This window comes from Arthrobacter sp. GQ119 (assembly GCF_059759125.1).
On sequence record NZ_JCAXEA010000007.1, the window covers coordinates 153,599 to 172,253 of the forward strand.

20 protein-coding genes are annotated in these 18,655 nt (G+C 65.6%); 13 read left to right on the forward strand and 7 right to left on the reverse strand.

Annotated elements, in window-relative coordinates; all coding sequences use genetic code 11:
- Positions 1-123: 123 nt before the first annotated feature.
- Entirely contained in the window at positions 124-1,008 is an 885-nt protein-coding gene (locus tag AC6CH3_RS08730) for a LysR family transcriptional regulator (protein ID WP_498132054.1), read from the reverse strand.
- Between the two features lie 146 nt (positions 1,009-1,154).
- Between AC6CH3_RS08730 and AC6CH3_RS08735 the strand changes: the two genes are divergently transcribed.
- From AC6CH3_RS08735 to AC6CH3_RS08750, 4 genes are read left to right on the forward strand one after another with little or no spacing between them, the layout of a single operon-like run.
- Positions 1,155-2,156 (forward strand): Bug family tripartite tricarboxylate transporter substrate binding protein, encoded by a 1,002-nt coding sequence (locus AC6CH3_RS08735; RefSeq protein ID WP_498132055.1) that lies wholly within the window; start codon positions 1,155-1,157, stop codon positions 2,154-2,156.
- Between the two features lie 5 nt (positions 2,157-2,161).
- Positions 2,162-2,707, forward strand: coding sequence for a tripartite tricarboxylate transporter TctB family protein (locus AC6CH3_RS08740; RefSeq protein WP_498132056.1), 546 nt, complete (start codon positions 2,162-2,164; stop codon positions 2,705-2,707).
- 8 nt (positions 2,708-2,715) lie between these two features.
- Positions 2,716-4,254 carry a tripartite tricarboxylate transporter permease gene (locus AC6CH3_RS08745; protein WP_498132057.1) on the forward strand — a complete coding sequence of 513 codons (1,539 nt, stop codon included), beginning with the start codon at positions 2,716-2,718 and terminating at the stop codon, positions 4,252-4,254.
- Positions 4,251-4,655, forward strand: coding sequence for a universal stress protein (locus tag AC6CH3_RS08750; protein ID WP_498132058.1), 405 nt, complete (start codon positions 4,251-4,253; stop codon positions 4,653-4,655). Before AC6CH3_RS08745 ends, AC6CH3_RS08750 begins: the two co-directional genes overlap by 4 nt.
- Before the next feature lie 63 nt (positions 4,656-4,718).
- Here the strand turns inward: AC6CH3_RS08750 and AC6CH3_RS08755 are convergent, their stop codons facing one another.
- On the reverse strand, positions 4,719-7,112 hold the full coding sequence (locus AC6CH3_RS08755) for an ATP-binding cassette domain-containing protein (RefSeq protein ID WP_498132059.1): 2,394 nt from the start codon (positions 7,110-7,112) through the stop codon (positions 4,719-4,721).
- A 68-nt stretch (positions 7,113-7,180) separates the two neighbouring features.
- Positions 7,181-7,537, reverse strand: coding sequence for a VOC family protein (locus tag AC6CH3_RS08760; RefSeq protein WP_494033645.1), 357 nt, complete (start codon positions 7,535-7,537; stop codon positions 7,181-7,183).
- 234 nt (positions 7,538-7,771) lie between these two features.
- Here AC6CH3_RS08760 and AC6CH3_RS08765 point away from each other — a divergent pair, with 234 nt between their 5' ends.
- Both AC6CH3_RS08765 and AC6CH3_RS08770 read left to right on the forward strand, forming a co-directional pair.
- Positions 7,772-7,990 (forward strand): DUF2188 domain-containing protein, encoded by a 219-nt coding sequence (locus tag AC6CH3_RS08765; protein WP_498132060.1) that lies wholly within the window; start codon positions 7,772-7,774, stop codon positions 7,988-7,990.
- Positions 7,991-8,110: 120 nt separating this feature from the next.
- Positions 8,111-8,548, forward strand: coding sequence for an SHOCT domain-containing protein (locus tag AC6CH3_RS08770; protein ID WP_498132061.1), 438 nt, complete (start codon positions 8,111-8,113; stop codon positions 8,546-8,548).
- Between the two features lie 11 nt (positions 8,549-8,559).
- Here AC6CH3_RS08770 and AC6CH3_RS08775 read toward each other — a convergent pair whose 3' ends face one another.
- Complete coding sequence (locus tag AC6CH3_RS08775; protein ID WP_498132062.1) at positions 8,560-9,132, reverse strand: MOSC domain-containing protein; 573 nt, start codon at positions 9,130-9,132, stop codon at positions 8,560-8,562.
- A gap of 86 nt (positions 9,133-9,218) precedes the next feature.
- Here AC6CH3_RS08775 and AC6CH3_RS08780 point away from each other — a divergent pair, with 86 nt between their 5' ends.
- Complete coding sequence (locus tag AC6CH3_RS08780) at positions 9,219-9,554, forward strand: hypothetical protein (protein WP_498132063.1); 336 nt, start codon at positions 9,219-9,221, stop codon at positions 9,552-9,554.
- Positions 9,555-9,655: 101 nt separating this feature from the next.
- On the opposite strand, the gene AC6CH3_RS08785 is transcribed toward AC6CH3_RS08780, so the two are convergent.
- The 3 genes from AC6CH3_RS08785 to AC6CH3_RS08795 form a co-directional block, all read right to left on the reverse strand.
- Positions 9,656-10,912, reverse strand: coding sequence for an RNA polymerase sigma factor (locus tag AC6CH3_RS08785; protein WP_498132064.1), 1,257 nt, complete (start codon positions 10,910-10,912; stop codon positions 9,656-9,658).
- 39 nt (positions 10,913-10,951) lie between these two features.
- The gene (locus AC6CH3_RS08790; RefSeq protein WP_494033640.1) at positions 10,952-11,380 is read right to left on the reverse strand and encodes a YciI family protein; all 429 of its coding nucleotides are present in this window, start codon (positions 11,378-11,380) and stop codon (positions 10,952-10,954) included.
- A 172-nt stretch (positions 11,381-11,552) separates the two neighbouring features.
- The gene (locus tag AC6CH3_RS08795) at positions 11,553-12,653 is read right to left on the reverse strand and encodes a LacI family DNA-binding transcriptional regulator (RefSeq protein WP_498132065.1); all 1,101 of its coding nucleotides are present in this window, start codon (positions 12,651-12,653) and stop codon (positions 11,553-11,555) included.
- A 180-nt stretch (positions 12,654-12,833) separates the two neighbouring features.
- Here AC6CH3_RS08795 and AC6CH3_RS08800 point away from each other — a divergent pair, with 180 nt between their 5' ends.
- From AC6CH3_RS08800 to AC6CH3_RS08825, 6 genes are all read left to right on the forward strand, one after another.
- On the forward strand, positions 12,834-13,694 hold the full coding sequence (locus AC6CH3_RS08800; protein ID WP_498132066.1) for an ABC transporter substrate-binding protein: 861 nt from the start codon (positions 12,834-12,836) through the stop codon (positions 13,692-13,694).
- Positions 13,695-13,787: 93 nt separating this feature from the next.
- Positions 13,788-14,576 carry an amino acid ABC transporter permease gene (locus AC6CH3_RS08805; protein ID WP_498132067.1) on the forward strand — a complete coding sequence of 263 codons (789 nt, stop codon included), beginning with the start codon at positions 13,788-13,790 and terminating at the stop codon, positions 14,574-14,576.
- Positions 14,573-15,349: an amino acid ABC transporter ATP-binding protein gene (locus tag AC6CH3_RS08810; protein ID WP_400577070.1), complete on the forward strand. Its 777-nt coding sequence runs from the start codon at positions 14,573-14,575 to the stop codon at positions 15,347-15,349. The genes AC6CH3_RS08805 and AC6CH3_RS08810 overlap by 4 nt, the downstream gene beginning before the upstream one ends.
- Positions 15,349-16,389, forward strand: coding sequence for a Gfo/Idh/MocA family protein (locus AC6CH3_RS08815; protein WP_498132068.1), 1,041 nt, complete (start codon positions 15,349-15,351; stop codon positions 16,387-16,389). Before AC6CH3_RS08810 ends, AC6CH3_RS08815 begins: the two co-directional genes overlap by 1 nt.
- A gap of 62 nt (positions 16,390-16,451) precedes the next feature.
- Positions 16,452-17,567, forward strand: a complete 1,116-nt coding sequence (locus tag AC6CH3_RS08820) for an NAD(P)/FAD-dependent oxidoreductase (RefSeq protein ID WP_498132069.1) — start codon at positions 16,452-16,454, stop codon at positions 17,565-17,567.
- 95 nt (positions 17,568-17,662) lie between these two features.
- Entirely contained in the window at positions 17,663-18,595 is a 933-nt protein-coding gene (locus tag AC6CH3_RS08825) for a prenyltransferase/squalene oxidase repeat-containing protein (protein ID WP_498132070.1), read from the forward strand.
- The last annotated feature ends 60 nt before the right edge of the window (positions 18,596-18,655 follow it).

An 18,655-nucleotide genomic window follows, 5' to 3' on the forward strand; every position in this document is an offset into this window, starting at 1 on the left:
GCCGCTTCGTGCGGCGGATGAGTTCGTTCCTTCCACATTAGGGAGGCATTTGATGCCTGTCTAAGTTCATTTTTGTATGTACTGATACCGTCCCGGCATCATTCGGGCTCCGCACGTTGAGGCTCAGTTGCCGCGGAATTCGAGTCCGTGCAGCAGGCGGGAGAGCGCGGGGTTCCGGATGTTGCGGTTCCAAATGGCGTGGAGTTCCACGGGATCCTCCACGCTGCTCTTCAGCGGAAGGAACTCGACTGCCTGGATGCCCAGCAGGGTGGCGGAGTGCGGAACGAAGGCCACGCCCCGTTTTGCGGCGACGAGCGAGACCATGGTGAGGATCTGGCTGACCGTGTGGACCACATTCGCGTGCTGCACGGGAATCATGCGGATCACGAGGTCATAGAAGTACCGGGCCTGCGTTGGCGAGTGCATGATGAGAGGTTCGTTCTTGAGGTCCTCATGAGTGATGTCGCGGCCCAGGTCGGCCAGCGGGTGGCCTGAAGGAACCGCCAGCACCATGGCTTCCCGGTACAGGAGGTGGGAATCGAAGATTTCGCTGTCGAAGGGCGGGCGGGCCAGGCCAAGATCCAGTTCGCCGGTCTGAAGTCCCATGATCTGCTCTCCGGTGACGAGCTCCTGCAGGTCGAGGTCGACGTCCGGGAGGATGTCCGAGGCCTCCTCGAGCAACGGCCCCAGGATGCTGAACCCGCTCGCGGCGGTAAAGCCGATGCGCAGATGCCCTGACCGGCCGGACGCTATCCGGCGGGCCGTGACCGGCGCCCGTTCCGCCAGTGCGATCAGCCGGCGGGCCTCGTCCAGGAAGGCCCGGCCCGCCGGCGTCAACTCGACTTTCCGGTTGTCGCGCTCAAGCAACTCGGCCCCCACTATTTTCTCAAGCTTTTGGATCTGGCGGCTGAGGGGCGGCTGCGTCATGTTGAGCCGCTCCGCTGCGCGGCCGAAGTGCAGCTCCTCGGCGACAGCGATGAATCCTGCAAGCTGGTCGAACGTAAACATGATGCCTTCCCGGTATTACCCGATGCATATTTGGGCTTAGACACGCATCATACCGGCTCCCTACACTCAAGAAAGCGAGCCGGCCGTGACCCGGTTCACAACTACTTACCGGGCACCCCCGCCCGCAGTGCAAACGAGGAGTTTCAATGACGCACTTCCCCTCCCGCCGTTCCATTCTCGGTGCAGCATCCGCCGTTGCTCTGATGGCCCTGACTGCCTGCGGCAATGTCGCCGGTGGCGGAGCCGATACATCGAAATACCCGAGCGGACCGGTCAACCTCACGGTTGGCCAGGCTCCCGGCGGCAGCACCGACCTTATTGCCCGCGCCATTTCAGAAGGCGCGTCAAAAACCCTGGGCGCCCCGATGCCCGTAGTCAACAAGCCCGGTGCCAACGGCGCCTTGGCCTCCAAGGAGGTGGCGGGCAAGCCGGCTGATGGCCAGAACCTGATCCTGCTCAACGCCTCCCTGATCACCATCACGCCGCTGGCCGTGACCGCGGACGAGGCTGTGAATATTGATGATTTCGATGTCATCGCCGGTTTGTCACAGGATGACTATGTACTGGTAGCCAGTGAGAAATCCGGCTTCAAAACCATCAAGGACGTGACAGGGGCGGGCCGCAACATCACGTTCGGCACCACCGGCGTGGGGACCGGAAGCCAGCTCGCACAGACCGTGCTTTTCAAGCAGGCGAATGTCAAGGGCACCGACGTTCCCTTCGACAGCGGCAAGCCGGCATTGACTGCTGTCCTTGGCAACCAGGTGGAGCTGGCGACCATCCAGCTCGGCGAGGCTATGCCCCAGATCAAGGCCGGCAAGGTTGCCCCGCTGCTGGTCTTCTCCGAGGAGCGCAACACCTTCCTGCCGGACACGCCCACTGCCAAGGAATCGGGCTACGACGTTCCGGTGGCCCAGTACCGGGCAGTCGCCGCGCCCAAGGGCACGCCGCAGGAGGTCAAGGACAAGCTGACGGCAGCGTTCCAGGAGACCTTCAAGTCGGACGCTTACAAGGCATTCAACGAGCAGAACCTGCTGACGCCGAAGGAAATCTCCGGTGAGGAAGTTGTCACGCAGTGGAAGGACTACGCCGCGAAGTACAAGGCACTGGTGGAGAAGTACAGCATCAGCTTGAGCGGAACGAAGTGATTTCTGTGAAGCCAACACCCCCAGTGCCCGACGGCGGGGCGCTCCCCGGCGTTGACCTGGACGATCTCACGCCGGAACAGCTGGCGGCCCAATGGGAAGAGGAAAAGCCGCCCGCCGCCGGGGCTCTGGCCAACGCGGCCTCCTCGCTGGTGGTTCTCGGCCTAGGCGCCGGTGCCATCATGCTGTCCCTGGCGATGGGACTGGGCACGCCGGCAGCACCGCAACCCGGACTCTGGCCTTTCATCATTAGCTGCGTGATGGTGGCGCTCGGCCTCTTTCAGCTGGTCATCGGCCGGCACAACCGGGACGCGGAGAAGTTCACCCGCATGTCCATGGCGCCCCTGACCGGCCTGGTGACACTGGCCCTGATGGTCGCGCTGATGCCGACGATCGGATTCGAACTGCCGGCGTTGGCGCTGTGCATCGTCTGGATGCGGTTCCTGGGCAGTGAAACCTGGCGCTCCACGCTCGTGGTGAGTGCCGTCGTCGTTGGCGTGTTCTACGGGCTCTTTGTCCTCGCGCTCAACACTTCCATCCCCCATCTCTTCTAGGAGACACCGTGGATTTTCTGAATCCCGTGATCAACGGATTTGCGGTTGTCCTGGAGCCGACAAACCTCCTGTACTGCCTCATCGGCGTCGTGATCGGCATGCTGATCGGTGTTCTGCCAGGCCTCGGGCCGGCTGCCACGATCGCCATACTGCTCCCGCTGACATACAACGTGGAGCCGGTGACCGCCATCATCATGCTGGCGGGTATCTTCTACGGCGCGCAATACGGCGGAACGATCACTTCGGTGCTGCTCCGCCTTCCCGGCGAGGCCTCGTCGGTGGTGACAGTATTCGACGGCTATCAGATGGCGCGGCAGGGCAAGGCCGGCACCGCACTGGGACTGGCTTCCATCGGATCCTTCGTCGGCGGCACCGCCTCCATCATCGGCCTGACATTCCTCGCCCCGATCGTGGCGAGCTTTGCCCTGGACTTCGGCGCCCCGGAGTACTCCGCCCTGGCCCTGCTGGGCATCCTGCTGGTGGCAACGATCAGCAGCGGCGCGAAAACCAAGGCGCTCATCGCCGCGGCACTCGGACTGCTGCTGGCCACCGTCGGCCGCGACGTCTTCACGGGCGAAAGCCGCTTCACGTTCGGCAGCCTGGAGCTCGCCGACGGGATCGACTTTGTACCGATCGCCATGGGCATCTTCGGCCTTGGCGAGATTCTGTACAACCTGGAGGAACGCCACCGTGCCGCCAAAGCGCCGTCCAAGGTCGCCAATGTGTGGCCGTCACGCAGTGACCTGAAGCAGGCCTCCGGTTCGATAGGACGCGGCTCCATCCTGGGCTTCTTCCTTGGCATTCTGCCCGGCGGCGGCGCCACGATTTCGTCCATGGCCTCCTACGCCATGGAAAAGAAGCGGGCCAAGCAGCCGGAACGCTTCGGCAAGGGAGCGCCCGAGGGCGTTGCCGGGCCCGAGACGGCAAACAACGCCGCTGCCACCTCCTCCTTCATCCCGCTGCTCACGCTGGGGATCCCGGCCAACGCCACCATGGCCCTGATGTTCGGAGCGCTGCTCATCCAGGGCGTGACCCCAGGTCCGCAGTTGGTGGAGGAGAACCCGGACCTCTTCTGGGGCGTCGTGAACTCGATGTATATCGGCAACATCCTGCTGCTGATCATGAGCCTGCCGCTGGTGGGCCTGTTCGTGAAGATCCTGCGCGTCCGCGCCGCGATTCTGGCCCCCGTCACGGCGCTGATCACCCTGCTCGGCGCCTACACGATCAATAACAGCATGTTCGACGTGACTCTTGTGGTGGTGTTCGGCGTCATCGGCTACCTCATGAAGAAGTTCGGCTTCGAGCCCGGTCCGCTGGTCCTGGCGTTCGTGCTGGGTTCGCTGCTCGAGAGTTCGCTCCGCCGCTCGCTGCTGGTCTTCGGCGGCGATCCGCTCGGCTTCTTCGGCAGGCCGATTTCGGCAACATTGCTCGCGGTGTTCGTCCTGGTCGCCGTGCTGCCGGGGATCCGGAGCATGCTGGTCAAGCGCAGGGCAGGTGCTCCCGGAGAGCCAGAGCCCGCTACCGTACAAATCAAGGAGAAGGTATGAGCATCATCGTCGGTTTCGTCCCCACGCCCGCCGGTGAGGCGGCTTTGAGTGCGGGCATCGCCGAGGCTCAGTTGCGGAAGCAGGACCTCGTCATCGTCAACTCCGCCCGTGAGGGTGCGCTGGTGGATAAGTCGGTTGCGCCGGTGGACGTGCTTGCCCAGGCCTCCGGGCGGGCCGCGGAGGCGGGGGTGAAGGCAACTGTGATCCAGCCGCCGTACCAGCACGACCTGGCAGACGAGTTCCTTGAGGTAGCCCGCGAAGCCAACGCCTCGCTGATCGTCATTGGCCTGCGGCACCGGTCGCAGGTGGGCAAGTTCATCCTTGGCAGCCACGCGCAGCGGATCCTGATGCAGGCCGACCGCCCCGTGCTCGCCGTCAAGGCAGGCGACGGCCACTTTTAGTTCGGCGCCACTGCTTCGTAACGAGGCGGGCCGGCAATCCAACAGGGTTGCCGGCCCGCCTCGTCACGTGCCGACATAGGCCGCCAGATGCTCGCCGGTCAGGGTGGAACGCGCCGACACGAGGTCGGCGGGTGTGCCCTCGAAGACAATCCGGCCGCCGTCGTGCCCGGCGCCGGGACCGAGGTCAATGATCCAGTCGGCGTGGGCCATCACCGCCTGGTGGTGTTCGATGACGATGACGGACTTGCCGGAGTCAACCAGGCGGTCGAGGAGGCCGAGCAGATTTTCGACGTCGGCTAGGTGCAGCCCGGTGGTTGGCTCGTCCAGGATGTAGATGTCGCCCTTCTCGGACATTTGGGCGGCAAGCTTGAGCCGCTGGCGTTCGCCGCCGGACAGGGTGGTGAGCGGCTGGCCGAGGGTGAGGTAGCCGAGTCCGACGTCCTCGAGCCGGTCGAGGATCTTGTGCGCGGCCGGTGTCTTTGCTTCGCCGTCGCCGAAGAAGTCCTCGGCCTCGGTGACGGACATGGCGAGCACTTCCGCAATGTTGCGGCCGCCCAGTGTGTACTCCAGCACCGCCGCCTGGAACCGCTTCCCCTCGCACTCCTCGCAGGTGGATTCGACTGTGGCCATGACGCCCAGCTCCGTGTAGATGACGCCGGCGCCGTTGCAGGTGGGACAAGCACCTTCGGAGTTGGAACTGAAGAGCGCCGGCTTTACCCCGTTGGCTTTGGCGAATGCCTTGCGGATCGGTTCGAGCAGGCCAGTGTACGTCGCCGGGTTACTCCGTCGCGAACCGCGGATCGCACCCTGGTCGATCACCACCACGCCCTCGCGGCCGCCGACCGAACCGTTGATCAGCGAGCTCTTGCCGGAGCCGGCGACGCCCGTGAGCACGCAGAGCACCCCGAGGGGGATGTCGACGTCCACGTTCTGGAGGTTGTTCGTCGATGCGCCGCGGACCTCCAGCGCGCCGGGGGATGAACGCACCGAGTTCTTGAGCCGCGCCCGATCGTCGAGGTGGCGGCCGGTGATGGTGTCACTCTCCCGCAGCCCATCCAAGGTGCCCTCATAGCAGACGGTACCGCCGCCGGTGCCGGCGCCGGGGCCGAGGTCGACGACGTGGTCAGCGATCGCGATGGTCTCCGGCTTGTGCTCCACGACGAGTACGGTGTTGCCCTTGTCACGCAGCTGCAGCAGCAGCCGGTTCATCCGCTCGATGTCGTGGGGGTGGAGGCCGATGGTCGGCTCGTCGAACACGTAGGTGACGTCAGTGAGGGAGGACCCGAGGTGGCGGATCATCTTGGTGCGCTGCGCCTCTCCACCGGACAGGGTGCCGGCCGGCCGGTCCAATGAGAGGTAGCCCAGCCCGATTTCGGCGAACGAGTCGAGCAGGTGCCGCAGTCCTTTGAGGAGGGGTGCGACCGACGGCTCCTCCAGCTCGCGGACCCAGCCAGCCAAGTCGCTGATCTGCATCTCGCACAGGTCGGCGATGTTCTTGCCCTGGATTTTCGAGGACCGCGCCTCCGGGCTGAGCCGCGTGCCATCGCATTCCGGGCAGGCCTGAAACGTGATGGCACGCTCCACGAAGGCTCGGATGTGAGGCTGCATCGCGTCGACATCCTTGGAAAGCATTGATTTCTGGATCTTCGGGATCAGGCCCTCATACGTCAGGTTGATACCCTCGACCTTGATCTTGGTCGGCTCCTTGTAGAGGAGGTCGTGCATCTCCTTCTTGGTGAACTTCGCGATCGGCTTGTCCATGTTGAAGCCGGCGCCACTGAAGATGCGTCCGTACCAGCCGTCCATGCTGTAGCCGGGGACCGTCAGGGCACCCTCGCCGAGCGACTTGCTGTCGTCGTACAGCGCAGTGAGGTCGAAGTCGGAAACCGAGCCCATGCCCTCGCAGCGCGGACACATGCCGCCCAGGTACACAGCGCCCTGCACCACACTCTTCTCGACGCGGCCGCCTGCTTTCTCGGTGCTCATCACCCCGCTGGCCTTGCGAGTGGGGACGTTGAAGGAGAACGCCGTGGGTGGGCCGACGTGCGGCTGTCCCAGCCTGCTGAAGAGGATGCGCAGCATCGCATTGGCGTCGGTCGCCGTGCCGACGGTGGAGCGCGGGTTGGCTCCCATTCGCTCCTGGTCGACAATGATCGCCGTCGTCAGGCCTTCGAGGAGATCGACGTCCGGCCGAGCCAGCGTGGGCATGAAGCCCTGGACAAAGGCGCTGTAGGTCTCGTTGATCATCCGCTGCGACTCCGCGGCGATCGTGCCGAACACCAGGGAGCTCTTGCCCGATCCGGAGACGCCGGTGAACACCGTCAGCCGGCGCTTCGGGATCTCGATGCTGACGTCCTTGAGGTTGTTCACCCGGGCGCCCTGGACGCGGATCAGATCATGGCCGTCGGCGACGTGCTGCGTGGGCTCCTGCGTGTCAATACTGGTGGCCATGCTCATCGTGTCTCCATCTGTTGATCGGGGCGGCAATCGTCGTAGCGGCTCGAGTGCGGAGGGGACTACCACGCTCAGCTGTCCTGAAGCAGCCCCAGGACGTTGCCATCGGGGTCGGTGACGGTGGCCACCAGGCGGCCGCCGCCGACGTCGTGCACGGGTTCCTTCACGGTGGCGCCCGCGGCGGTCACCTCGGCAAGCTTGGCTTCGATGTCCGGCACATGCCAATAGGCCACGGGTGAGGTCATGCCCTGCGGTCCACCGCCCGGCACCAGCCCGATGTGCTGGCCCGCGGTGTCGAAGCCGACATAGTAGGGGCCGTCGGCCTGCGGCGGCACGCCGAGGAGGGCCGTGTACATGCTCTTGGCCGCAGCCAGGTCGGACACGGGATGCAGGACGGTTTTGATTCCTTGGGTGGAAGAGTCGGTCATGGTCACTCCTATGGTCCTGGGCCCCATTCGACCCGGTGCTTACGGTGTGATGTCGATGGGATTCATGCTAGCCGCAGCTCCTGCGGAGGGTTGCTGTCTGCCTCATTTTCTTGAGCCGATCTTGCGTTGACACTGTCCGGGTCTTGAGGCTCGGGGGTGAGACTGTGATCGGCGGCCGTGCAGCAGCGTCGCGGCCGGCGTATAGCACCAATGATTCTTGGGGAAGGATCTGTGATGGCTGGAAGCAATGTCGAGACGTTCTACGAAGATCTGTTGTGGAAAACCCGCCGTGAAGGGAGCGCTCAATCCCTCGTCGTGAGCACGAATCAGTCTGAGGCGCTGGACGCCGGACGACGAGCCGCCGTGCGCGACAGGGTCGACCACCTCATCCGCGACGTCGACGGCACACTCCTGTGTCAAAACAGCTACCGCGACCTTCCAAGCCGCTACTAGCGCCGACGGGGACCCGGCGTGGCCGGCGCGTCGGGACGCCCATGCGAACTGGGGGCCCGGCGCCCGGGTCCTTGGCAGATATGATTTCCCTCAATCACTTGCGTTTTCCAAGGGGGAGACATGGAAGGTACCGTGCGGCACGACCCCAGGACACGCCGCGGCTGGATCTGGCCTATTGTCGCCGGATTCGTTGTCTCGGTCACCGGCATTATCGTCGGCCTGCAGAAGGTGGGTCCCCTTTGTGGCAGCCCGCTGATTCCGCCAAGCCGTCAGGCTGAAATTTTCGACGCGCTTCGAAGCGGCTCACGGGTGGCCGGTGAGTGCTACCGGAAAATCGATGAGGCCGCGGCTCCGGTCTGGATGCTGATCGCCGCGGGCATCGTTATGGTCCTGGCCGCGGTGATCGTCCGGGTTGTCGCGATCAACCGGTTCACGGCCGCCTCTGCCGTTCCGTCGGTGGCGTCACAGATCGAGGACCTGGAGCGCCGGTACCGGGATGGCCTGATCAGCACCGAGGAGTTCGACGACAGGCGGGCCCGGCTGCTCAACCAGCTTTAAGGAAGCAACGCCTAAGGAAGCCGCGTCGGCCGCAGCAGTGTGGGGGCGCCGGCGCTTTCGGGGTCGAGCGGCACGGGGCTGATGAGCACGGCCTGCCCGCGGTGCAGGTTGCCGTCCGAAAGGGGTTGACAGCGGATGCCTCCCCGCCCGCGCATGGCCTTATGTGCGCCGGGGGCGAGCATCTGATCCATCCAGGCGCAGGGGTGGGCAGGACGCCCGGCCCTGAGCCGCAGCAGATCACCGCGCGATTCCAGCGCGAACTCCCTGCCAAGCAGCGGAGCCAGGTGGGCACCCCTGAGGACCACGTTGCGCCGCGTCAGCAGCGGGTCGAACGGTGCGACTCCCAGTTCCGCGGCCATGGCATCGAGGGCCTCGACCGCGATCAGGGTTACTGCTGCATCCATATGCGCGGCCTTGCCGAAGAACCGATCACCCACAATGCCCTTGCCGGCCACCAGCTCCACCCGGTCGGCGTCGGTTGTGGGGACGTCTGCGGCACCCTCGCGTGCACGGCCAAAGTACGCGTGCGCCGGCGACACCAGCAGGTGCAGGATCTCCACCTCGTACCTGTAGGTGACTGTCATACAACCATCCTCCCTAATACGGGGGATTTGTGGGTGCCTGGGGATCGTCGGCTTAGAATCGACAGTAGTCAACCACTGAGGGAATCATGAAGAAACTCACCACCGCCCTGCTGGCCGCCGGGCTTCTCCTGTCCGCTTCCGCCTGCGGCTCACCGCAGCTTTCCACGGCGGAAACCTGCGACCGGGTCAGGACTGTAGTTTCCAGCCCCACGGGAAACATGGGCAAGACCGGCATGATCAAGCTTGCCAACCAGATCCGGCCGATCGAGGCCGTATCCTCGAACGACCTGAAGCCGGCCCTACAGGCAATCCTGGAGTACGCGGACGAGTCCGTGAAGGAGCACCCCGACGAGGCAAAGCTCGCCGATCTTACTGCCGCATACCAGGAAGCAGGCAGCACGTACAGCAGATTCTGCAGCTGATTTCTGCGGCTGGCACGGGTGGCCCGTGCCGGCACTGCCGGGTGGCCGCGGGTCCTTGTTGACGCGCATATCCCTGGCCGCCCCGGGATAAACCAGCAGGGTCAGAGGTCGGCTGCCCGCGCCTCCAGGACCGCCCGGGTGCGGTCGTTCCTGGCGAGGGCGGCCGCCGTCGTAAATTCCCTGCGGGCTTCGTCGGTCCGTCCCAGCCGGACGAGCAGTTCGGCGCGGACGCTGGGCAGCAGATGCCCTCCGCGCAGGGCGCCGTCCGAGGCGAGGCGGTCCACGATGGCCAAGGCGGCGGCGGGACCCGTCGCCATGGACACGGCGACGGCCCGATTGAGTTCCACGACGGGGCTCGGAGCCACACGGCCGAGCACCTCATAGAGCAAGACAATGCGCGCCCAGTCCGTCTCCTCAACGCTCGGCGCCACCGCATGGCATTCGGCGATGGCGGCCTGCAGGGCATAGCTGCGGCGGCCCCGCCCGAACCCGTCGGCCAGGGCAAGGGCTGCACGGCCCCGCCCGATCTGGCCACGGTCCCAGCGGGTGCGGTCCTGGTCCGCCAGCAGGATGGGCGTACCGTCGGGCCGGGTGCGGGCGGCGAAGCGTGAGGCCTGGAACTCCATGAGTGCCACGAGCGCATGGGCTTCGGGCTCGCGCGGAACCAGCCCGGCGAGAACGCGCCCTATCCGCAAGGCCTCGTTCGCCAGATCGGGGCGGATCCACCGGTCTCCTGAGGTGGCCGAATAGCCCTCGGTGAACATGAGGTACACGACGCCCAGGACCGCGCCCAGCCTCCCGCCCCACTCGTGTGGTTCGGGGACCTCGAAGGGCACCTGGGCTGCTGCGAGGGTTTTCTTGGCCCGCACGATCCGCTGCTGCACGGTGGCGACCGGAACGAGGAACAACCGGGCGATCTCGTCCGTCGTCAGGCCGCCCACCACCCGCAGCGTCAGCGACATTTGCGCTTCGCGGGAGAGGACGGGATGGCATGCCGTGAAGACGAGCCGCAGCACGTCGTCGTCCACCGGCTCCCACGACACGCCTTCAACGTCCGAGAGTCCGTGGGCGATGGTGCGGTAGCGCTCATCCAGCATCTCGGCCCGCCGCCAGGCGTCGACCGCCTTGCGCTTGGCGACGGCGGTGAGCCAGGCGGCGGGATTCCGCGGGACGCCGGTCCCGGGCCATTGGGCCAGCGCATCGGCCACGGCCTCCTGGGCCAGGTCCTCGGCAAGACCGAAATCCCGGGTGGCCCTGGCGAGGGTGGCGATGATGCGGGGACCTTCGATGCGCCACAGCGCATCGATCCGGCGGCGGACTGCCGCACCCGCCGCCTCGATCTCGGCTTCCTCATTCACCGGGGCCTCCTGGCTCACTGCCGCTTCGCCGGCCGGGCATCAGGCCTGGCCCAGCTCCTCGCGCCAGAGCGCCTCCTTCTGGATGTACTCGTTGTCCGCGAAATCTGCGAAGTCATCAGCTTCTGCGACGCGGCGGACCTCCAGCTTCGAGCCCGGTCCGAGCGGACAGCGGCTGGCCCATTCGGCGGCCTCTTCCTTCGACGCGACCTGGACGATCCAGAACCCGTTGAACAGCTCGTGCGTTTCGCCGTAGGGGCCGTCCGTGACCACGGGCGGCTCCTCGGAGAAGTCGACCACAAAGGCGGAGCCCTCCGAAAGGTCAGCGAGGCCTTCGCCGGCCAGCATGACACCGGCCTTGATGAGTGATTCGTTGTAGGCGCCCATCTTGTTGAGGATCTCCTCGAACGGGACCTTCTTCGATTCCTCGATTGCCTCGTCGGTGGCGCGCATGATGAACATGTACTTCATGGGATTTCTCCTTTGACTGGATGAGGACGCCGTGTGCGTCCTTCTACTATCCCGTCGAACGGGGGTGCCGGGAATCGACACGGGCATGAAAAGTTTTTGAAGTCTCAGCGGCAGGCCGTCCCGCTTGTGGGTTGGACGCATTTTTTTGCCGCCCCAAAGCGCCACTTCGTCACTACACGGCAGGCACGGCGGCAGACTCCCCGGCTGCCGCCGGTACTATGCCGACCGACCCCCGCTGGATCAGCCTCGCATTGAACTCCGGGGCCGGGGCCACGGGCGGGCGGCCCTCGATCTGCCGGATCAGGGCGGTCGCCGCCGCGGCGCCCATCTCGTAAACGGGCTGCGCCACAACCGTCAGGGGCGGCGTGGTGAGGCGCGTCCACGCGAAATCGTCGTACATCATGAACGAGACATCGCCAGGGACAGCCAGCCCCAGTTCCTGGATGGCCTCCACGACGCTCAGTGCGATCAGTCCGTCCGAAGCGACGACGGCGGTGGCCGCGTCGTCGCCAAGGAGGACCGCGCGTGTGAGGTTGCGGATGGATCCGGCGGCGCCGGCGTTGAGCCGCACCAGGTCCTCCGGAAACGCACATCCGGCATCGGCAAAGGCCCGCCGCATCCCGTCCAGGCGATCCGCGATCTGGGAGGAGTCCAACCGCATGCCTGCGGTGTAGGCGGCGTCGGTGCGCAGGGTTGAGATGAAGGCGATCCTCCGGTGCCCGGCATCAAGGAGGTGGCGGGTGGACTCGTACGAGATGGCTGCCATATCGACGGCGACCGTCTCCACATCGAGGCCCTCCGCGGCTCGGTCCAGCAGAACCAGCGGCCGCCCGGAATCGTGGACCCGCCGCAGATGTTGGGTTTCCACGGAAGACGCGGGGGCAACGATGAGGCCGTCGACCCGCTTGTCCAGCAGCACCCGCACGGCGTCCACTTCCGCAGCCGTGTTCTCGTCGGTGTTGATCAGGATGACGTTGAACCCGCTCTTCTTGGCAGTGTCCGTGATGCCCCTGGTGGCGAGTCCGAAATGGGGGTTCTCGATGTCTCCCACCACCACCCCGATGGTGTGGGATTTTCCGGTGTTCATGCTGCGGGCCAGTTCGTTGGGCCGGTACTCCAGCTCCTCCGCGGCCGCGAGAACCCGCTCACGCACGTCCTCGCTGACGGCCCCGTAGTTGCCCAGGGCGCGGGCGGCCTGGGCCTTGGATACCTGGGCAGCCTTTGCGACGTCGGCGACTGTAACGTCCCGCCGTCTGGCTCCGTCACTGCTCATGTTCACCTTTCCAAGGAGGGCTGTTGACGCGGCGTGTGATTTACGCTACATTTTCATTCAATCGATGTGAGTCCGGTCTCAATCTTAGGGACTGAGACCGGACTCAACAAGAGCTTCATCGACCAAATCCTTTGGCAGCCCTGACAGCACCGCTTTCCCTCCCACGATTGGACAAACGCTGTGATCAAACTGAACTTCCGCCCGGCAGCCGTCGCTGCGGCAGCCCTGGCGGCGATCCTCGCCCTTTCCGGCTGCGGCGGATCATCATCAGCCAATTCAACTCCTGCCGAGAACCCGTATGGCCTGATCGAGCCGGGCACCATCCGGGTGGCAAGCCTGGGCGATTCGAAGCCGTATACCTTCACCGACGCGCAGGGTAACTTCACCGGTTTCGACGTCGAACTCTTCAAGGACGTGGCCCACCGCGCAGGCGTAGACAATGTGGTCTTCACCGGTCAGGACTTTTCCGGACTGCTTGCCGCGGTGGCCAACGGCCAGTTCGACGTCGGCGTGGCCGCGATCGGCATCACGGACAAGCGCAAGGAAACCGTTGACTTCTCCGAGGGTTACCTTGCGGGATACCTGACGGTCATCACCAGCAAGACCTCGGGCATCAAGGATGTTGATGGTCTTTCCGGCAAGCGCCTGGGCGTGGTCCAGGGAACGCTGCAGGAAGCCTATGCGGTGAAGAACTTCACGTCGGCAAACCTGGTGCGCTTCCCCGACAACAACACCGCCATCTCCGCCGTGAACAGCGGCTCCGTGGACGCCCACTTCCTGGACTACGAGGCAGCCAAGGCGTACCAGGAGCAGTATGGCCTGGTCAGCGCCGCGGACATCCCGTCCTTCGACGCCCCTGCGGGTTTTGCCGTGGCCAAGGGCAAGACCGCCCTCAAGGAGGCGCTGAACAAGGGCCTCGCGGAAGCGATGGAGGACGGGACCTGGAAGAAGCTCTACCAGAAGTGGTTCCCCGGTTCGCCGATGCCGGAGCAGTACCTGCCGAAGGCCGAGCAGACCGCGTCCCCGGCCCCCAGCAAGTAAGCCCCCAAGGGCAACCAGCCACCCGGCTTTCCGGGCGGGCCGCACTGCGCGGCCCGCCCGGGACCCCTAAGCGAACTACGTCTGAGAGCAACCATGGACTGGCTCAACACCATCATCCGAACTTTCTTTGACTTCGGCGCAATGGCCGAAGTGCTGCCCCAGCTCCTGGGGGTGGGCCTCCTCAATACCCTGATCATCTCCATCGCCGCCACCATTCTGGGTGTGGTGCTGGGCATGGTGATCGCCGTCATGGGCATCTCGCCGTCCAAGTGGCTGAGGGTTCCGGCCCGGATTTACACTGATCTCTTCCGGGGACTTCCCGCAATCCTCACCATCCTGCTGATCGGCCAGGGCTTCGCCCGGTTCAGCCAGTCCGTTTTTGGACCCTCCCCGTACCCCCTCGGCATCATCGCACTGAGCCTGATCGCCAGCGCCTACATCGGCGAAATCTTCCGCGCCGGCATCCAAAGCGTGGACAAGGGGCAGGGTGAGGCCTGCCGCGCACTGGGCATGAGCTACGCCAAATCCATGGCCCTGGTGGTGGTGCCGCAAGGCATCCGCCGCGTGCTCCCCGCCTTGGTGAACCAGTTCATCGCCATCGTCAAGGACTCCTCCCTGGTCTACTTCCTCGGCCTGCTGGTCAGCGAACGCGAACTCTTCCGGGTTGGCCAGGACGCCGCTGTCCTCTCCGGAAACCTCTCCCCGCTGGTCATGGCCGGCATCTTCTACCTGATCATCACCGTGCCCCTGACCCACCTGGTGAACTACTTCGACAACAGGTTCCGCACCGGCCGCCGCCGCCCCTCCGCACCCAGCAGCGGGCTGAAGGAAGTCAACGAACTCGACGCGGCCTCGCCGCTGATTACCGGGAGCAACACATGAGCCTCGCAAGCAACACGGCCAACACCGCCGCGGAAAGCAGCACGTTCCACGGCTCAAGCCTGGAACTGAAGAACCTGACCATGGCCTACGGGGACATCGAGGTGCTCCGCAACGTCAGCCTCACCGTGGCCCCCGGCACCACGACGTGCATCATCGGACCGTCCGGCTCGGGCAAGTCCACCCTGCTGCGCGGGATCAACCGGCTGCATGAACCCAAAAGCGGCGACGTGCTGCTGGCCGGGGAGAGCGCCCTGAAGGTCAAGCCCGACATCCTTCGCGCCCGCATCGGCATGGTCTTCCAGCACTTCAACCTCTTTCCGGACCATACGGCGCTGGAGAACGTGGCCCTGGCACTCTGGAGCGTCAAAGGAATGCCCAAGGCCGAGGCAAGGGAACGTGCCCGCAGCCGCCTCGCCGAGGTGGGACTCGCCGAACGCGCCGATCACCGGCCCCGGGACCTCTCGGGCGGACAGCAGCAGCGTGTCGCCATTGCCCGGGCGCTGGCTATGGAACCTGAGGTGATGCTCTTCGACGAGGCCACCAGTGCGCTGGACCCCGAACTGGTCAAGGGCGTGCTGAACCTCATGGCCGGACTGGGCCGCCGCGGGATGACCATGGTGGTGGTTACGCACGAGATGGGCTTCGCCCGCAAGGTAGCGGACCAGGTGGTCTTCATGGATGAGGGCGAAGTGGTGGAGGCCGGCACGCCGGCCGAGCTCTTCGACAACCCGCGCAGTGAACGGCTGCAGCGCTTCCTTTCGGAGGTCCTGTGATGCGAACCGTAACTACGGCACCCATCCGGACGGCCGTCGTCGGCTTTGGCATCTCGGGGAAGGTCTTCCATGCGCCGCTGATCGCAGCCGATCCGGGCTACTCCCTGGACATGATCGTGACGTCGGATCCGGAGCGAGCCGCTGAATCCGCGCGGCTGTACCCGCGGACCAGGGTGGTTCCCACACCCGAGGCGCTGTTTGCCCTGGCCGCCGATCTCGACCTTGTTATCCTCGGCACCCCGCCGCTCACGCATTTCGACCTCGCCGCCACGGCCATTGCCCACGGCCTCCATGTGGTGGTGGACAAGCCGTTCGTCACAACGGCGGCGCACGGTGAAGAGCTGATCACCAGCGCGAACGACGGCGGTGTGCAGCTGACGGTGTTCCAGAACCGGCGGTGGGACGCCGATTTCCTGACGCTCCAAAAGCTCGTACACGAAGGCGCCCTCGGGGAAGTCCGCACTTTCGAGTCGCGCTTCGAATGGTGGCGGCCGGACGGCTTTGGAAACTGGCGGGACACTGCCGGGTTGACCGAAGGCGGCGGCATCCTCAACGACCTCGGCGCCCACCTGATCGACCAGGCCATCCAGCTGTTTGGCCCCGTTGGGGAAAGCTACGGGGAGACGGCCAACTACGGGCATCCGGATGGTGCCGACACCGAAGCCTTCGTGTCGCTGCGCCATGAATCCGGCGTCCGGTCCAGATTGTGGATGAACGGCATGGCGGCCCAGGTCGGCCCGCGCTTCCACGTTCTCGGTTCCACGGCCGGCTACACCAAATGGGGCCTGGACGGCCAGGAGGCGGCGCTGGCAGCCGGCATGTCGCCGTCGGATCCCGCCTACGGCGTTGACGCCCAGGAGTCTTGGGGGCTTCTGGGAGTGGACGGGGCTGCCGTGCCCGTGCCGGCAGCGAAAGGCGGTTACCCCAGTTTCTACGCCGGGCTCGCGGCTTCGCTCCGGGGTGAAGGGCCGCTGCCGGTGCACCCCGCGCAGCCGCTCGAAACGCTCAGGATCATCGAAAAAATTCACGCTTTCGCGTAGCCCGGCCCTTATTTATCTGGCCGCATGGCCAAAGCATCAGAACACAAAGAAAGGGACAACGCATGTCCTCCACCACCAAACGTGTCGCTGTCATCGGCGGCGGCATCCTGGGCGTCTCCACCGCTGTCCATCTGCTCCGCGAGGGCGCGTCCGTGACGCTGCTGACTGAGCGTGGCCTCGCGAGCGAGGCCACCGGCCGCTCGCTGTCCTGGCTCAATTCGGCGGGCGAGCGGTCAACGCCGTACCACTTGCTGCGACTCGCGGGTATTGACCGGTACCGCACGCTCTTCGCCGCAGATCCCCACCGCGAGTGGCTGCAGTTCGGCGGCGGCCTCATGTGGAACGCAGCCGGGCAGCGGGAGGTTACTGAGGCCCGCCACGCCTACGAGAAGTCCGTGGGGTACGATTCGATGTTGCTGGCTCCGGAAGACGTTGCCGCCGCCACGCCCGGCATCGATGCCGGTGCCATTCCGGAGAACGCCATCTTCAACCCCGGCGAGGGCTGGGTCAGCCTGCCGGACCTTGTGGAATTCCTGATGGAGGAGTTCCACGATCGCGGCGGAAAGCTGGTCGTGAACGCCGGCAAGGCCTCCGTCGTGACCGACGGTGGCCGGGCGGTCGGCGTCGAAACGGCGGCGGGCGAGACCTACGACGCCGACGCTGTGCTGGTGGCGTGCGGAGCGGCGACACCCGCCGTCGTCGCGCCCCTGGGCGTGGAGATCCCGAACGGTTCACCGGTGTCCATGCTCGTGGTGACCAAGCCGGTGGACCACGACGTGCGGGCCGTGATGAACACGCCGCGTGCCGCCGTGCGGCCCAACCCGGGCAGCACCCTTGCGCTGGACCACGACTGGTACGAAGGGCACATCACCGAGCACCCGGACGGCACCTTCAGCATCCCGGATGACGTTGTCCAGGAACTTGCCGATGAGGCATCCAGGCTCATCGCCGGAAACCCCGAGCTGAAGCCGGCGTCGTGGAAGATCGGATACAAGCCCATCCCCGGCGACGGCGAGCCTGTCTTCGGCGAACTGGGCCAGGTGCCGGGCTGCTTCGTGGCCTTCACCCATTCCGGTGCCACGCTGGGGCTCATCGCCGGCGAGCTGCTCGCGGGGGAGATTCTGACCGGAGACAGGCACCCGATGCTGGCCACGTTCCGGCCGGGGCGGTTCTCCTGACCGTAAATTCCTGAACCGAAACTGCTGCATGTGAAGAATAGGGCGACGGCGCCGCCGTCGTCCTATTCTTCGTACGCCAGGTGTACTTTGAGGGGATGGAGGTCCTCGACTGGCTGCTCGATTCCGACCCTTCGATCCGCTGGCAGGTGCTTCGCGACCTTGCCGACGCGCCGCCGGAGGAGGTGTCCGCCGAGCGTGCCCGGGTGGCCAGCGAGGGCTGGGGCGCCCGGCTGCTCGCGCTGCAGGGCGAGGACGGGCAGTGGGACGGCGGCACGTACTACCCGTCGCGGTATGACGATTCGGCGCCCGGCCAACCCTGGACGGCAACCACCTACAGTCTGCTGCTCCTGCGTGAATTCGGCCTCGACCCCGCCAGTGACGAGGCCCGCCGCGCCGTCGCACTCGTGCGGGAGAACAGCCGGTGGGAGGAGGGGGACCAGCCCTTCTTCGAAGGGGAGGTGGAGCCGTGCGTCAACGGCATGGCGGTCACCATCGGCGCCTACTTCGGACAGAATGTCGACGGCGTCGTGTCGCGTCTGCTCGGGGATCAGCTGACCGACGGCGGCTGGAACTGTGAGGCGGAAAACGGCTCCACACGGTCCTCGTTCGGGAGTACGATCAACGTTCTCGAGGGGCTGCTCGAGCGCGAACGCGCGACGGGCGGGTCGCCGGCGTCTGCCGCAGCGAGGAAGCGCGCTGAGGAGTACCTGCTTGAGCGCGGACTCCTGCGCCGGAAATCCACCGGCGAGCTGATCAACGAGGAGTGGCTGCACTTCTCGTACCCGACCCGCTGGTTCTATGACGTGCTTCGCGGCCTCGAGTACTTCCGGGCAGTGGGCGGTCCGCCCGACGAGCGCATGGCCGAGGCGGTCGGTGTGCTCCGTTCCAGGCGGCAGGCCGATGGCACCTGGCTGCTGGAGAACACCCACCCCGGGAGGATTCATTTCCCGATGGAGGACGGCGACGGACGCCCCAGCAGGTGGAACACGCTCCGGGCGCTGCGCGTGCTCAGGTGGTACGGAGACTGACCGCTGTTCCTTGTCCGGCCCAGAGGGACGGACAAGGAACTGCCGGTCCCGGCATTGCCT